The sequence below is a fragment of the Streptomyces sp. NPDC057307 genome, assembly GCF_042667665.1.
Classification (GTDB): domain Bacteria; phylum Actinomycetota; class Actinomycetes; order Streptomycetales; family Streptomycetaceae; genus Streptomyces.
The window spans coordinates 1-14,860 of the sequence record NZ_JBHUZM010000102.1; the positions used below are offsets into that span (position 1 = coordinate 1).

The 14,860-nt window shown below is 71.0% G+C and carries 13 protein-coding genes; 3 read left to right on the top strand and 10 right to left on the bottom strand.

Translation table 11 applies throughout. The features are described 5' to 3' along the window. Positions 1-125: 125 nt before the first annotated feature. The 4 genes from ACFUN8_RS27395 to ACFUN8_RS27410 all read right to left on the bottom strand — a co-directional run bounded on the left by ACFUN8_RS27395 (position 126) and on the right by ACFUN8_RS27410 (position 5,119). Positions 126-1,478, bottom strand: a complete 1,353-nt coding sequence (locus ACFUN8_RS27395; RefSeq protein WP_383642904.1) for an extracellular solute-binding protein — start codon at positions 1,476-1,478, stop codon at positions 126-128. 145 nt (positions 1,479-1,623) lie between these two features. Next, positions 1,624-2,502, bottom strand: coding sequence for an LLM class flavin-dependent oxidoreductase (locus ACFUN8_RS27400; RefSeq protein WP_383642907.1), 879 nt, complete (start codon positions 2,500-2,502; stop codon positions 1,624-1,626). 185 nt (positions 2,503-2,687) lie between these two features. Beyond that, positions 2,688-3,395, bottom strand: coding sequence for a response regulator (locus ACFUN8_RS27405; RefSeq protein ID WP_383642910.1), 708 nt, complete (start codon positions 3,393-3,395; stop codon positions 2,688-2,690). Then, a complete protein-coding gene (locus ACFUN8_RS27410; protein ID WP_383642913.1) occupies positions 3,392-5,119 on the bottom strand; it encodes an ATP-binding protein in 1,728 nt (575 codons plus the stop codon). The genes ACFUN8_RS27405 and ACFUN8_RS27410 overlap by 4 nt, the downstream gene beginning before the upstream one ends. 136 nt (positions 5,120-5,255) lie before the next feature. On the opposite strand from ACFUN8_RS27410, the gene ACFUN8_RS27415 reads away from it, so the two are divergent. Next, a complete protein-coding gene (locus ACFUN8_RS27415) occupies positions 5,256-6,668 on the top strand; it encodes a cation:dicarboxylate symporter family transporter (protein WP_383642916.1) in 1,413 nt (470 codons plus the stop codon). 208 nt (positions 6,669-6,876) lie between these two features. Here ACFUN8_RS27415 and ACFUN8_RS27420 read toward each other — a convergent pair whose 3' ends face one another. The 3 genes from ACFUN8_RS27420 to ACFUN8_RS27430 all read right to left on the bottom strand — a co-directional run bounded on the left by ACFUN8_RS27420 (position 6,877) and on the right by ACFUN8_RS27430 (position 9,811). After that, positions 6,877-8,289, bottom strand: coding sequence for a glycoside hydrolase family 16 protein (locus ACFUN8_RS27420; RefSeq protein WP_383642967.1), 1,413 nt, complete (start codon positions 8,287-8,289; stop codon positions 6,877-6,879). Positions 8,290-8,539: 250 nt separating this feature from the next. Continuing rightward, on the bottom strand, positions 8,540-8,887 hold the full coding sequence (locus ACFUN8_RS27425) for a hypothetical protein (RefSeq protein WP_383642919.1): 348 nt from the start codon (positions 8,885-8,887) through the stop codon (positions 8,540-8,542). A gap of 129 nt (positions 8,888-9,016) precedes the next feature. Continuing rightward, complete coding sequence (locus ACFUN8_RS27430; RefSeq protein ID WP_383642922.1) at positions 9,017-9,811, bottom strand: SDR family NAD(P)-dependent oxidoreductase; 795 nt, start codon at positions 9,809-9,811, stop codon at positions 9,017-9,019. Positions 9,812-9,933: 122 nt separating this feature from the next. Between ACFUN8_RS27430 and ACFUN8_RS27435 the strand changes: the two genes are divergently transcribed. Next, on the top strand, positions 9,934-10,578 hold the full coding sequence (locus ACFUN8_RS27435; RefSeq protein ID WP_383642925.1) for a TetR/AcrR family transcriptional regulator: 645 nt from the start codon (positions 9,934-9,936) through the stop codon (positions 10,576-10,578). A gap of 43 nt (positions 10,579-10,621) precedes the next feature. After that, entirely contained in the window at positions 10,622-11,419 is a 798-nt protein-coding gene (locus ACFUN8_RS27440) for a maleylpyruvate isomerase N-terminal domain-containing protein (RefSeq protein WP_383642928.1), read from the top strand. 2 nt (positions 11,420-11,421) lie between these two features. On the opposite strand, the gene ACFUN8_RS27445 is transcribed toward ACFUN8_RS27440, so the two are convergent. The 3 genes from ACFUN8_RS27445 to ACFUN8_RS27455 form a co-directional block, all read right to left on the bottom strand. After that, positions 11,422-13,743, bottom strand: coding sequence for an ATP-binding protein (locus tag ACFUN8_RS27445; RefSeq protein WP_383642931.1), 2,322 nt, complete (start codon positions 13,741-13,743; stop codon positions 11,422-11,424). 78 nt (positions 13,744-13,821) lie between these two features. After that, positions 13,822-14,451 (bottom strand): DUF6879 family protein, encoded by a 630-nt coding sequence (locus tag ACFUN8_RS27450; RefSeq protein ID WP_383642934.1) that lies wholly within the window; start codon positions 14,449-14,451, stop codon positions 13,822-13,824. Then, positions 14,444-14,713 (bottom strand): hypothetical protein, encoded by a 270-nt coding sequence (locus ACFUN8_RS27455; RefSeq protein WP_383642937.1) that lies wholly within the window; start codon positions 14,711-14,713, stop codon positions 14,444-14,446. The genes ACFUN8_RS27450 and ACFUN8_RS27455 overlap by 8 nt, the downstream gene beginning before the upstream one ends. Between the last annotated feature and the right edge of the window lie 147 nt (positions 14,714-14,860).

Genomic DNA, 14,860 nt, shown 5'->3' on the forward strand with positions numbered 1-14,860 from the left:
GCCCGCCCTTGCTCACCGGGCCGCCCGCGGTGCTCACCGCGCTCATGGCGCTCCCGCCGTCACCGCCGCCTTCGCTGCCTTCGCTGCCTTCGCTGCCTTCGCTGCCTTCGCCGCGACTGTCGTGCTCACTTCTCGACCACCGCGCCCTCGGCGATGGTCTTCAACTGCTCGTCGTACGCCTTCGCCGCGTCCGCCGCGGACGAGTCACCGGTCGTCACCGACTCCATCGCCTCGCCGACGGCGGACGAGACCTGTGGGTAAACGGGCAGCGCGGGGCGGTAGTTGGTCACCTCGACGAGCTTGGTGAAGAACTCGATGCCGGGCATCGACTTCAGATACCTCGGATCGGCCGCCACGTCCTTACGGACGGCGATCTGCGCGCCGACGACATCCCACTCGACGGCGTTCTCCTTCGTCTGCTGCGTCTTGATGAACTCGAAGGCCAGGTCGGGATTCTGGGACTTCTGCGGGATCGACCACGCCCACCCGCCGGACATCGACACACTGCCGGGCGCCTGCCCGTTCTGCGTCGGCATCGGCGTCTGGGCCAGCTCGGTGGACCACTCGGGCCACTCCTTGGGGCCCTTGTTGATCCAGTTCTGCCCCATCCAGGACCCGTCGAGGGAGATCGCCAGCTTCCCCTCGGGGAAGAACTCGGTCGCGACGCGCGTACCGATGTTGGGGTCCAGCGCGTCGGAGACGTCGGGCCCCAACTTCTCGGAGTACACGGTCCGTACGAAGTCGAGCGCGTCCGTGAAGCCCTTGTTGCCCGCCACCCACTTCTTCGACGCCGGGTCGTAGAGCGGGTCCGCGCCCGTGCCGTACAGCAGCATCTCGAAGCCCTGCATCACGGCGGCCTCACCGGGGCCCTTGCCGGTGTAGACGTTGAGCGGGATCACGTCCGGGACCTCGCGCTTGATCGTGCGCGCCGCGTCCAGGACCTCCGCCCAGTTCTTGGGCTGCCAGTCGGCCGGCAGCCCCGCCTCGGCGAAGATCTTCTTGTTGAACCAGAGACCGCGGGTGTCGGTGCCGTCCGGGACGCCGTACGTCTTGCCGTCCTCCGCCTTCGCGGCCGACTTCGCCGTGTCGACGAACTGGTCCCAGGCGTCCCACTTGTTCAGATACTCGTCCAGCGGACGCAGATAGCCGGCCTTGATGTCCGAGTTGATACGGAAGGTGTCCTCGTAGACCACGTCGGGCGCGGTCTTCGGGGAGCGCATCATCTGCTGCGCCTTGGTGGCGTAGTCGTTGTCCGGGGCCTGGATCGGGATCAGCTCGACCTTCTTGCCCGGATTGTCCTTCTCGAACTGCTTCTTCACGGACTCCAGATAGTTGTCCTTGAAGCGGATCTTGTTGTCCGTCGATCTGTTGTAGGCCACCTTGATGGTGTCCGGATCACTGCCGGACCCGCCGCCGCACGCGGTGAGCGCACCGGCGGTCAGGACCGTGACGAGGATGAGTGGGGCGGTGGGGCGCACGGGCACGACCTCCTCTTTTAGCCGCGAAGGGCTGCCCGGCGACCGTAGGACCGTGTCAATCTCAAGGTCAATCCCCGTGCACAGCTCAGTGCACCGCTCGGTGCGTCGCCCCGTACGCCTCCTCGTGCACCGCGCGGTGCGACGCTCACTCCCCCCGGGGCACGAGCGGGCGGACCTCGGCGGCCGTGAAACGTACGAAGCCCTCCGGGTCCGGCTCGTCGGGCGTCGGCTGGAGGACCACGGTGTCGGCCCCGGCCTCCACCAGCGCCTGCACGGCCTCGGCGACGGCGGCGGCCGGGCCCGCGACGCCGTGCGGCAGCCCGGTGGCGTCCAGCTCGGCGCGCAGCCGCTCGGCGCCGCCCGGACCGGTCGCCGTGTGCAGGTAGACGACCACCGGATGACGGCCGCCGCGCCCCGCCGACTCCCGTCCCTCCGCGATGAGCCGGCGCGCGCGGCGCACCTCGTCGGGCGACGTGCCGCCGGTCAGGATCGTGCCGTCGGCGGCCTCGCCCGTCAGCCGCATCGTGCGCGGCCCGGTGGCGCCGGCGTACACGGCGGGCGGCGCAGGGGTGGTGGCCGGCGGCCAGTCGAGAGCGACGGCGTCCAGCTTCACGTAACGCCCGTCCGTGGTCACCCGCTCGCCCGCCAGCAGCGCGCGCAGCGCCACCAGGTGCTCGCGCAGCAGCGTCACGGGCGACTCGACGCGCGTACCGGTCTGCGCCATCCAGTCCTGGACGCCGTGCCCGATCCCGAGGACCGGCCGCCCCGGGAACAGCCGGTGCAGGGTGGCGGCCTCCATCGCCGTCAGCGCGACATTGCGCAGGGGTACGGGGAGCAGACCCACCCCGACGCGCAGCCGCTCCGTCCAGGCCATGGCGGCGGAGGCGCTTGCGATACCGCTCTCCAGGAAGCAGTCCTCCCAGAGCCACAGCTCCTCCAGGCCCGCCTCGTCGGCGGTGCGGGCGATGTCGCGGAGTCGTTCGGGGGGCAGTTGGGGGCGGAACACGGCGCCGAGAACAGTCATGCGGGCATTCTTCACGCCGGGGCACGGCTCCGACCACCGGGTTGACCGGCCGCGCCAAGCGACTTCGCGCCGCCGCGACGGCGTGCTACGGAGCCGGTGACGATCAGGCCGGAGCGCCCTGCTGGCGCGTGGAACTGCTACCGCGTGGACCCGCTACCGCGTGGACCCGCTACCGCGTGGACCTGCTACCGCGTGGAGGCGATCCACCGGTACTGCAGCTCGGGGCGGCCGACCTGGCCGTACTGGGGGCTGCGGCCCGCCTGCCCGGCGCCGACCAGATGCTCCAAATAGCGGCGCGCGGTGATCCGGGAGATACCGAGCCCGGCCGCCGCCTCCGTGGCGGTCAGCCCCTCCCGCGCGTCACGCAGCGCACGCGTCACCGACTCCAGCGTCGGCCCGCTGAGCCCCTTCGGCAGCGACGCGGGCTGCGGCGCCCGCAGCGCGCCGAGCGCCCGGTCCACCTCGTCCTGTCCACTGGCCTCACCGGCGGCGGCGCGGAACTCGGCGTAACGGCTCAGGCGGTCGCGGAGCGTGGCGAAGGCGAAGGGCTTCAGTACGTACTGCACCACTCCCAGCGACACCCCCTCGCGTACGACGGTGAGATCGCGCGCCGACGTGACGGCGATGACGTCCGCGTGGTGGCCGGCGGCCCGCAGACTGCGCAGCAGTTGGAGCCCGTGCCCGTCCGGCAGATACAGGTCGAGGAGGATCAGATCGATGTCCGTACGCTCCAGGACGCGGCCGGCCTCCACCCGGGAGTGGGCGACCCCGGCCACCTCGAAGCCCGGCACGCGGCCCACGTACAGCTGATGGGCGTCGGCGGCGACGGGGTCGTCCTCGACGACGAGCACACGAATGGGGCGGGTGCCGCTCTCCCTGCTGGTCCCGGTCATGATCCGCCGTGCTCCCCGCTGTCGGTCGTGGCACCGGCCATCGGCTCCGCCGGCCGGTCCGTAGCTGCCACCGTGTCCCGCTCCCTCTCCCTGTCTCCGGGACGCGTCGGGCCCGCGGGACGCGCGGGACCCGTGAGCGCCCCGTCGCGCGCGCCGAGCGGCAGCCGTACGGTGAACTCCGCCCCGCCGGCCCGCCCCGGTGTCAGCTCCACCGTCCCGTGCGCCCGGTGCACCGCCTGGCGTACGAGTGCCAGACCGAGCCCGCGTTCCGCGCCCCGGGTCGACCAGCCGCGCCGGAAGACCTCCTCGATGTCACCGGGCGCGACGCCCGGCCCCGTGTCCCGTACGCGCAGCAGCAGTTCGCCGTCCTCGACCAGCGCGGTGACCGTGACCCGCGCGCCGTCCGTGCCCTGGGCGGCGTCCATCGCGTTGTCGATCAGATTGCCCAGCATGGTCACCAGATCGCGCGCGGCGAGCGACGGCGGCAGCACCCCGTCGTCTATGCGGCTGTCCTCCGCCAGCACCAGCTCCACACCCCGCTCGTTCGCCTGCGCCGCCTTCCCCAGCAGCAGCGCCGCCAGCACCGGCTCGGCCACCGCGCCGACGACCCGGTCCGTGAGCACCTGCGCCAGCTCCAGCTCCGCCGTGGCGAACTCCACCGCCTCGTCGACCCGCCCCATCTCGATCAGCGACACGACCGTGTGCAGCCGGTTCGCCGCCTCGTGCGCCTGCGAGCGCAGGGCCTGGGTGAAGCCTCGCTCCGAGTCCAACTCGCCCGACAGTGCTTGGAGTTCGGTGTGGTCCCGGAGCGTCGCGACCGTACCGCGCCGCTCGCCGCCGATCACCGGGCGGGTGCTGACGACCACGATCCGGTCGGCCGTCATATGGACCTCGTCCACGCGTGGCTCCGACGCGAGAAGCGCGCCGACGAGCGGGGCGGGCAGCCCGAGTTCGTCGATGTTCCGGCCCACGGCGCTGTCGTCCAGACCGAGGAGTTCCTGCCCGCCGTCGTTGATCAGCGCGATCCTGCGCCGCCCGTCCAGCATCAGCAGTCCCTCGCGTACGGCGTGCAGCGCGGCCTCGTGGTAGTCGTGCATCCGGCTCAGCTCGCCCGCGTTCATCCCGTGGGTGTGCCGGCGCAGCCGGGCGTTGATGACGTACGTCCCCACACCGCCCAGCGCGAGGGCGCCCCCGGCCGCCAGCGCCAGGACCCGCACCTGCTTCTCCAACTGGCTGGAGATCCGGTCGACGGTGATACCGACGCTGATCAGCCCGATGATCCGCCCGTCGTCCTTCACCGGGGTCACCACCCGCGTGGAGGGGCCGAGCGTGCCCGTGTAGGTCTCCGTGAAGGTCTTGCCGAGCAGCGCGGGCCGCGTCGTGCCGATGAAGGGCAGCCCGATCAGCTGGGGGTCCGGGTGCGTCCAGCGCGTCCCGTCCGGCTTCATGATCGTCACGAAGTCCACGCCGGTGTCGACCCGGACGTGCTCCGCGTAGGGCTGGAGCGTGGCGGACGGGTCGTCGGACCTGATGGCCTCCCGTACGGAGGGGGAGTCGGCCATCGCCCGTGCCGTGGCCGTCACCTGGCGCTCCGCGGTCTCCTCGGCCTGCGCCCGGTCGGTGAAGTACGCGAACAGTGCGCATCCGGCCACGACAGCCGCGACCAGCACGACCTGCATCGCGAAGAGCTGGCCGGCGAGGCTGCGGGGACGGGGTAGCTGCATGGCACAAGTCTGCCTGGCCGAAATCGTATGAACGAAATGCACGTAAGGGTGACCGGCGTCACAGGCTGAGCCATAGTCGCCGGGACCCCCTCGGGACGGGAGGGTCGCGTAGGGACAAACGAGTCAAGGAGGACCCGTGGCCGCTACTCGGGACCGTACCCATTATCTGTATCTGGCCGTGATCGCCGCGGTGATTCTCGGAATCACGGTCGGATTCGCTGCCCCGGGGGTGGCCGTCGAGCTGAAGCCCATCGGAACGGGCTTCGTCAATCTCATCAAGATGATGATCTCCCCCATCATCTTCTGCACCATCGTGCTGGGCGTCGGATCCGTCCGCAAGGCCGCCAAGGTCGGCGCCGTCGGCGGTCTGGCCCTGGGCTACTTCATGGTCATGTCGACCGTGGCGCTGGCCATCGGCCTCGTCGTCGGCAACATCCTGGAGCCCGGCGCGGGCCTGCACATCACCGACGCCACGGCGGACGCCGGCGCGGCCCAGGTCTCCGGCGACGCCGAGAGCACCGCCGAGTTCCTGGTCGGCATCATCCCGACCACGCTCGTCTCCGCCTTCACCGAGGGCGAGGTGCTCCAGACACTGCTCGTCGCGCTGCTGGCGGGCTTCGCGCTCCAGGCGATGGGCTCCACCGGTGAGCCGATCCTGCGCGGCATCGGGCACATCCAGCGCCTGGTCTTCCGCATCCTCGCGATGATCATGTGGGCGGCCCCGGTCGGCGCCTTCGGCGCGATCGCGGCGGTGGTCGGCGAGACCGGCATGGACGCGCTGAAGTCGCTGGCGGTCATCATGATCGGCTTCTACATCACCTGCGCGCTGTTCGTCTTCGTCATCCTCGGCGCGCTGCTCAAGGTGATCACCGGCATCAACATCTTCTCGCTGCTGAAGTACCTGGCGCGCGAGTTCCTGCTGATCCTGTCCACCTCGTCGTCGGAGTCGGCGCTACCGCGGCTGATCGCGAAGATGGAACACCTGGGTGTCAGCAAGCCCGTCGTCGGCATCACCGTGCCGACCGGCTACTCCTTCAACCTCGACGGCACCGCGATCTACCTCACGATGGCGTCGCTGTTCATCGCCGAGGCGATGGGCGACCCGCTCGCCATCGGTGAGCAGATCGGGCTTCTCGTCTTCATGATCATCGCGTCGAAGGGTGCGGCGGGCGTCACCGGCGCCGGCCTGGCAACCCTGGCGGGCGGCCTTCAGTCGCACCGGCCCGAACTGGTCGACGGCGTCGGCCTGATCGTCGGCATCGACCGCTTCATGAGCGAGGCGCGCGCCCTGACGAACTTCGCGGGCAACGCGGTCGCGACGGTCCTCGTCGGTACGTGGACGAAGGAGATCGACCGGGCCAGGGTGGACGAGGTGCTGGCGGGCCGGCTCCCGTTCGACGAGAAGATGCTGGTGGACGACCACCACGGGGCGGCCGAGGACCCCGTTGCCGAAGGGCCCAGCCTCACGAAGGGCTCGGACGGCCCGTCGGAGGGTCCGTCGGAGGTGCCGGAGGCGCGCGACGCGGACGGGACGCCGGCGAAGGTCTGACGCGGGTCGTCGGACGGCTTGCCTGTTCGACCGTCCGACCGTTCGACTCTCTGACCGCTTGAAGCGCGTGAACCGCGTGAACCGCATGACCCAGGCCGGGGGTTGATCCCCCATCTCCCCGGCCCTGCGAATGACCGGCCCGTACGGAGACGTCCGCACGGGCCGGTCGGCTCTCTGCCGTGTGACGCGGGCCGGCCTACCTGTCGGCTCAGCCGTACGGGATCCGGACCACCGACTGGTTGCCGATGCCGAGCGTGCTGGCACCGTTGCCGATGGCGTTCCAGACCTCGATCCGCACCTTGCCGTTGACCAGGTCGCCGTGCGAACCGGTCGACGCCTTGAGGCCCTTGGCCTGCGTGTAGTGCTCGAAGCCGGTTGCCGGGTCCGTCGCGAAGTAGTTGTACGTCTCCGTACGGTCCCAGCTGCCGTCGCCCGTACGGTCGTAACTCACCCTCACCTGCTGGCCGTTGGCCACCGTCGTACCCGCGTCGACGAAGAGGTCGAACTGGGTCGCCCCGCCGTTGTAGGCCCGGGTGATCCCGCCGGAGGTGAAGACCTGCGGGTTGTACGGCGTCCCGTCGCGGTTGCCGCCGCCCGCCGACGTCAGCGTGGCGTTCGCGCCCGACCCGGTGGCGTCACCGAGGCCGCCGCCGGTGCGGGCGTACAACTGCGAGGAGCCGGATGGGGGATCGGTCGGCGGGTCGGTCGGCGGGTCCGTCGGGCCGGAGCCGCCACGGGTCCAGACGCCGACGTAGTCGACGAGCATCGGCCGCCCCGGCACAGTGGCCGGCGTCGGTGTCGGACCGCCGAGCGCGTCGGGGAACGCGCCGCCGATCGCGACGTTGAGCAGGATGAAGTACCCCGCGTGCTCGGTCATGTTGGCCCAGGTCGTCGCGTCCAACTGGGCCTGTGTGACGGTGTGGTAGAGCTGGTCGTCCACGTACCAGCGCAGCGCGTTGGGCGAGCTGGAGCGGTCCCACTCGAAGCGGTACGTGTGGAAGGCCGACTGGCAACTCGATCCGGGGCAGGCGCGGTTGGCGCCGATACCGGTGGTCTCGTTACAGGGGCCGCCCGGGTTCACACCGCAGTGCAGCACCGCCCAGACGGAGTTGATCCCGTTGACGTTCTCCATGATGTCGAACTCGCCGATGGCGGGCCAGTTCCAGTAGTTGCCCCGGTAGGGCGCGCCGAGCGCCCAGAAGGCGGGCCAGTAGCCGGCCGCGGCGGCGCCGGTCACGTTCGGCATCTGAATCCGGCCCTCGATGCGCAGGGTGCCGCCGGCCGGTGCCTTGAAGTCCGCGCGCTTCGTCTCGACGCGCGCGGACGTCCAGTTGCCCGCGCCGTCCCTGAGCGGGGTGATCTTCAGATTCCCGCTGCCGTCGAGGCTCAGGTTCTCGGCGTTGGCGGTGTAGTTCTGGATCTCGCCGGTGCCCCAGTTGCCCGGGCCGCCGGGGTAGCCGTGTCCGGTGTCCACCTGCCAGTTGGCGGCGGACGGCGGCGCGCCGTTCCCACCGTTGAAGTCGTCGCTCCACTGGAGGTTCCAGCCGGGCGCGGGCGGTACGTCGCCCCGGGCGGTGCCGGCGCCGGTCAGCCCGACGAATCCGGCGACGGCGACGGACATCGCGAGGAGGGCGGCGATGAGGGGGGTGCGGGGGGTGCGCGGTCTGTTTCTCGTGCGGCTCGTTCTCAAGGAACACCTCCGGTGTGGATGGTGCCGAGATGTGTCTGCGAGGGAGTGAGAGCGCTCTCAGCTCTGTTGTTTAGATGAACCCCGAGAACCCGTCAATGACCTGGACGCGTTGAATTCCTGAAGCCGTCGCGAGCCGTCGCGAGCCGTCGCGGGCTGTCGCGGGCTGTCGCGGGCAGCCGCCCTACCGCTCGCCGGGGCGCCCGTGGGTGTAGAGCGCGGCGACGGCCCGCGTGACGGCGGCGAGCGTCCGCATGTACTCGTACGCGTACAGCGGCGGGGTCCCGGCGTCCGGCCGGCCGTTCCGGTCGAGCAGCCGGTACGCGGTCCGGTGCAGTTCCCGGACGGGCGCACCGTCCGTGTCGCCGAGATCCTCCAACAGCAACAGGCTCAACTGGCCCAGGAGTTGACGCGTCGTCGCGTCCACCCAGGGCCGCTCGGGGAGGGCGAGCCTGCGGGCGAGGGCGTGCTCGACGGTGCGGGAGATCGTCACAAGGTCGACGGGCAACGCCACATCACCGGTCTCGTTCATCGGGCCTCCCGCCTCTGGGGAGTTGTACGGCTCCGAGGGCCGTCCCCACTCACCTTCCCCGCCGCGAGTGTGAACCGGGAGGAGCGGGGGAGTACAGGGGCGCACGGGTGCGCGGACCGCGGCGGCCGGTCAGCCGACGAGGTCCCGGGTCAGCTCTTCGAGCCGGGCCGCGTCCTTCGGGTCGAAGAAGGCGTGGTCAAGGCTGATCGGCCGGTGCAGGGCGTACGCGCTGAGCGGTGCGCCGGGCGGGTTGTCGACGCGGGCGGCCAGCGGGCGGATGCCCTCCTCGACGGGCTTGCCGTACCTCTTCAGCGACTCGACGTGCGCCGCCGTCTCGGCGTCGAACTCGCCGCAGAAGCCGGTCGACACACCGCCGGGGTTGATCAGCACGTAGCGGGTGCGGACCCCGTCCGCCGCGTGCCGCGCGGCGTACGCGACACCGAGCAGATCGTTGGCGCGGCCGGCCTGGAACTGCGCCTCCATGCCGGTGTAGGCGCGGCGGAGCATGAGGTCGTCCCAGTGGACGCGTCCGGCGGGGACGCCGGGGCCGGACACGTTGACGATGACACGGGGGCCGGAGCCGTCGCTGTCGGTCAGACCGTGGCTGAGCAGATAGCGGCTCAAGTACTCCAGCGCGAAGACCCCTTCGATGCCCTCGGCCGTCTCCCACCGGGTGGCCCGGAAGTAGCGGGCGCACAGGACCAGGGCGTCCACGTCGGGGAAGTCGCCGTTGATCCGCTCGATGACGCGTCTGTTCTCGCTGATCAGGCTGAGGTCGGCCGGGACGAAGGTGGCGCCGGGGACGGTCCGCGCCTTGCGCTCGTCGCGGCCGACGATGACGACGGTGTCGCCCCGGCGGAGGTAGTCCCGGGCGAGGGCCCGGCCCATGCCGTCGGTGCCACCGGTGATCACGAGGGTCTTCATCGACTGTCCTCTCAGTACTGCACGCCTTGAAACTGAACCAACAAGTTCAATCTACTGACCTGATTCGTTCGCAAGCAACCGGCAGAACCACATCACTGAACCAGCGGGTAATATCCGACTCCATGGCAGCCACCTCACGCGGACGGATCGACAAGCGGCAGGCGATCCTGGAGGGCGCGTTCACCGTGTTCGCCCGCCGGGGCTACGCGCAGGCGTGCGTGCAGGACATCGCGGACGCGGCGGGCGTCGCCAAGCCCACGGTCTACAACCACCTCACCGACAAGGCGACGCTGTTCCGCCACGCGATGGAGGCGGCGGCGCGGACCGCGCTGGACGGGCGGCTCGCCGCGCTCGCGCCGCTGCTCGAACCGGGCGACGATCCGCGCGCCACGCTGGAGGGTGTCGGGCTCGACCTGCTGCGGCTGCACTGCGACGAACGCTCGTGCGCGCTGCGGCGGCTGCTCTACGCGGAGTTCACGACGTTCCCCGACGCCCTCGACCTGGTCGCCGCCGCCGGCCCGCACCACCTCGTCGACGCCCTCGCCGACCGGCTGGCCCGGCTCATGCTCGCGGGCCGACTGCGCGGCACGGACCCGGCGCGGGCCGCGGAGCAGTTCATGGCGCTGCTCGTCGGCCCGCTGGAAGCCCGCTCCCACATGGGCACGCGCCCGGTCCCGGACGCGGAACTGCGCGAGCTGGCCGACGCCGCCGTCGACACCTTCCTCCACGCCTTCGGCCGGACGCCCGGGGCCCGGCCGACGCGCTGATATCGCCGCGCGACTCCACCCCACCGCGAACTACGCTCCGTCCATGAGTGTGCTGAGCCACGACCGTCACCGCGCCGAACTCCTCGCACAGACCGCCCTGTTGCGCTCGGCCGTCCGGGGCGCGGACCTGACCGCCCCCGTACCCACCTGCCCCGGCTGGAACCTCGGCCAACTGCTGCGGCACGTCGGCGGTACGCACCACTGGGCCGAGACTGTCGTCCGCACCCGGGCCACGACCCCCGTACCGGAGGACCTGGTCAACGACGTCTCCGGCTACGCCGACGCCGATCCCCAGGAGATGGACGCGTGGGTCGCCGAGGGCGCGACCGGACTGGCGGACGCCCTGCGCGCCGCCGGGCCCGCGGAGCGGGTGTGGACGCCGGGTCCGGGCGGGACCACGGCGTTCTGGGCGCGCCGTATGCTCCACGAGGCCGTGGTCCACCGGGCGGACGCGAGCTGGGCCGTCGGGTCGGAGTTCGTGGTCGAGGACGACCTCGCCGTCGACGGCATCGAGGAGTGGATGGGCTTCGGCACCGTACCGGAGGTCATCGAGCCGAAGCCCGGAGTCCCGCCACTGCTCGGCCCCGGCCGCACCCTGCACTTCCGCGGCCCCGGCACGGCGCCGGGCTGGCTGGTCGACCTGACGGGCGCCGCGGTCACCTGCCACCGCACGGACGCCCCACCCCCCGTCGCCGCCGTCACCGTACGCGCACCCCTGACCGACCTCCTCCTGCTCCTCTACGGACGACGCACCGCCGCGGACAGGACCGTCGAGGTCGACGGCGACGTACGACTGCTGGACCTCTGGGTGGAGCGGTCGGGGTTCTGGCTCCGGGAGTGACGTCAAGCCCGCCCGAGCGCTGCCTCGACGCGCTCGCGCATGGCGGCGGCGCGCGGGTCGTCATACCCACGGACCAACTCCAGCGCGGCGGTCCAGTGCCCGGCGGCGGCCCCCGGATCGTCCGTCACGACGACCCCGGCCAGCCCGTCGAGCGCGACGGCCTCCTGCCACGTGTCCCCCAACTCCCGGTGCGCCGCGACAGCCCGCCGGTGGAACCGCGCTGCTTCCGACCCGCGTTCGAGCGCCTGGTACGTCTGCCCGGCCCCGTACCAGGCGAGCGCCTCCCGGCTTCTGTTACCGAGCCGGCGGTGGAGGGCGGCGGAGCGCTGGTAGGAGGTGAGGGCGTCGTCGTGCTTGCCGAGGGAGCGTTGGGCGTCGCCGAGGGCGATGAGCCAGTAGCCCTCCAGCCGGTCGTCGCGCAGCGAGAGTGCGATGTCCAGCGCCTGCTGGGCCGAGTTCAGGGCCGCTTCCGGCCGGCCCTCTTCGAGCTGGAGACAGCTCATGACCCGCAGGATGTTCCCCTCGCCCCGGGGGTTGTCCATGGCGCGGTGCGCCGACAACGCCTCCCCGGCGACGGTGGACGCTGCGGCCGACCGGCCCGCGCTGTAGTGGGCGGACGCCAGGTTGGACAGGGCGATCGCCGCCCACGGCGGCGAGTCCGCCTCCTGGAAGAGGGGGATGGCCTGAGCGAAGTGGTCTGCGGCAGAAGTCAGTTGACGCCTGCGGAGGTGTACGAGGCCGATCAGGTTCAGTGAGGTCGCCTCGCCGACGGGGTCGGCCGTTTCGCGGCGGATCTCCAGCGCGCGCCGGTGGCAGTCCAGCGCCTCGGACAGCCGATCCACCCGGACGTTGTCCCTGCCGAGGTGGGTGAGGAGCTGGGCTTCGGCGTGACGGTCGCCGGACCGTCGGGCCGCCTCCAGCGCGATGTCGCCGACCGCCAGCCACTCGGTGACGGGCGCCGAGGATGGGCGGGCGTTCCAGAAGACGACCGCGAGCTGCCAGGCCATTCGGTCGGCGGTGCCGGCCGCGGCACGGATCGCTTGGAGGAGGTTGGTGTGCTCGCGTTCGGCCCAGTCCACCGCGGAGTCGTAGTCGGCGAACTCCGACGAACGCACGTCGTCCCCGGAGGGCGTCAGCGCCGCGTGTTGTTCGTCGGGACTGATCCAGGTCTGGGCGGCGTCCGCGCCGTGCAGATACCAGTCCAGTACGCGGTACAGCGCGGCTTCCCGCTCCCCGGCCGTCTCTTCATGGTTGGCCTGGTCGGTGGCGTACGCGCGGAGCAAGTCGTGGAACTGATAGCGGTCGGGTCCCATCTGTTCCAGCAGATGGGCATTGACCAGGGAATCGAGCAGTTGCCGGGTCCTGGGGACGGGAACGGCGGCGAGGGCGGCCGCGGCGCGCAGGCCGAACTCGGGGCCCGGATGCAGGCCGAGCAGGCGGAACAGCCGGGCCGCCTGCTCCGACAGGGCGCGGTAGGACCAGGCGAAGACGGTGCGGACGGCCTCCGCCTCCTCGTCGTCGCCTGTGCTCAGCGCGTCCCAGAGGGCCGACTCGTCCCGCAGGTCGGCGATCAGGTCGTCCAGGCGCAGATGTGGCCGGCTTGCCGCGCGCTCGGCCGCGATACGCAGCGCCAGGGGCAACCGCGCGCAGAGATCGGCCAGTTCGGTCAGTTTCTCCAGGTCGTCCTCCGCGCGGTGGCCGGAGGTGACGGCACGCAGGAGCGCCACGGCCTCGGCCTGCGGGAGCGTGCCGAGCGTCAGCCTGCGGGCCCCGTCCCGCACGGCCAGTCCGGAGAGCCGGCTCCGGCTGGTGACGAGGACGAGGCAGCCCGGACCGCCGGGCAGCAGCGGACGGACCTGGCCGACGGTCGCCGCGTTGTCGAGGACCACGAGCATTTGGCGGTCGGCCAACAGCGAGCGGTAGAGCGCCGCCGCGGCGTCGATGTCCTGCGGTACGGACCCCGCCGGTACACCGAGGGCGGGCAGGAACCGGTGCAGGGCCTCTTGGGCGGTGACCGGCTCCCCGGGGTCGTACCCACGCAGATTGACGTAGAGCTGCCCGTCCGGGAAGCGGTCCTGGACCTGATGCGCCCAGCGCAGGGCGAGCGAGGTCTTGCCCGCGCCGGCGGTGCCCGCGATGACACAGACGCAGATGACCAGCGGGTCGCCGTTCTCCCCGGCCACGACGGCGTTCAGCTGATCGAGCTCATGGACCCGGTTGACGAAACCGTGCACATCGGCGGGAAGCTGGCGTGGCTGCGGGCCGGTCTGCTCGCCGCCAGGACCGTGGAAGTGAATGCCGCCGGTGACTCTTCCGGCCTGCACGACGTCGCGCGAGGATCCCGACAGGTCGTTCGCCGACCCGCCGGGGCGTTCCTCGTCGTTTCCGTTCTCGCTGATCGTCTACTCCGGCCGGCTCGTCGGTGCGGGGAGGTGGGCCACGACCCGATCGAAGTACGAAGCGATCTCCTCGCCGGACTCGTAGAGCGACTTGATGTAGTGCTCCCACTCGGCGACCACGTCGGGCTCCGTGAAGCGGATCGCCCCCTGCGGGTGCCCCGCGTCGGAGTAAAGGATGTTGAAGAGCGTCCGGCCGCCGAGCACCACCAATTCCGGCAGCGGCCCCGATCGCTCGACAGCGGCGACGGATTCGGCACTCACGACGCGTACACGCGCGCCGAATTGGGCCTGCTGCCGCAGTGAGTGCAATTCCCATTGGAGATAGGGAGTCAGAGGCTCTTCGACCACGCGAACGCGGTGAAAGGCGTGCCCCTGACGTTCGTCCTCCCGGGCGGCGGCAGCGAGACTGTTGTCGCGCTCGCGCATGAGCCGCAGCGACTCTTCCCATTCGCCCCGCCGAAGGGCGTCGCGGCTCGGGCTGCCCTGCTCCTCGAAGTGCTGTCGGCGCTCCAACTTCCAGGAGTCCGCGTCGCGGAGTGCGGCGCTGCGCTCGCGGAAGTCCTTTCGGTACGCCTCGCGGACGAGTCGCTCGCCGTCCTCCGGCAGGAGGGCGGGCGCGTACGTCTCAGGCATCGGCGATGTCCGCCTTCGCGGCACTCAGGGTGTTTCCCGGAATGATGACCAGGCGCTCGTCCGCGGCGAGTGAGACGCCTCGTGGAAGACGCGGAGCGTAGTGGCTGGTCAGATCTCGGCCGATCACGGCGATGTCGCCGTTGTCGAGCTGCCAGATGTCGGGGCACTCGTCGTTTCCGTCCGAATTACCGAGTTCTTCCGGCGACCTGCCGAGTCGCCGCTCGAATAAGGCGGACGGATCTGCTTCCCAGGCACGGGCCATGCCTACCTCCACGCGACGTGGTCGAGAGTGCTGACGAACCACATTTTAGATCCATTCGATTACGGAGAGCAACCAACATGGGTGGGTTCACGCCATCGGCAGGTGTATCAGTCTCTTGACACACTTTGCTCGGTTCGGCAGATTGTG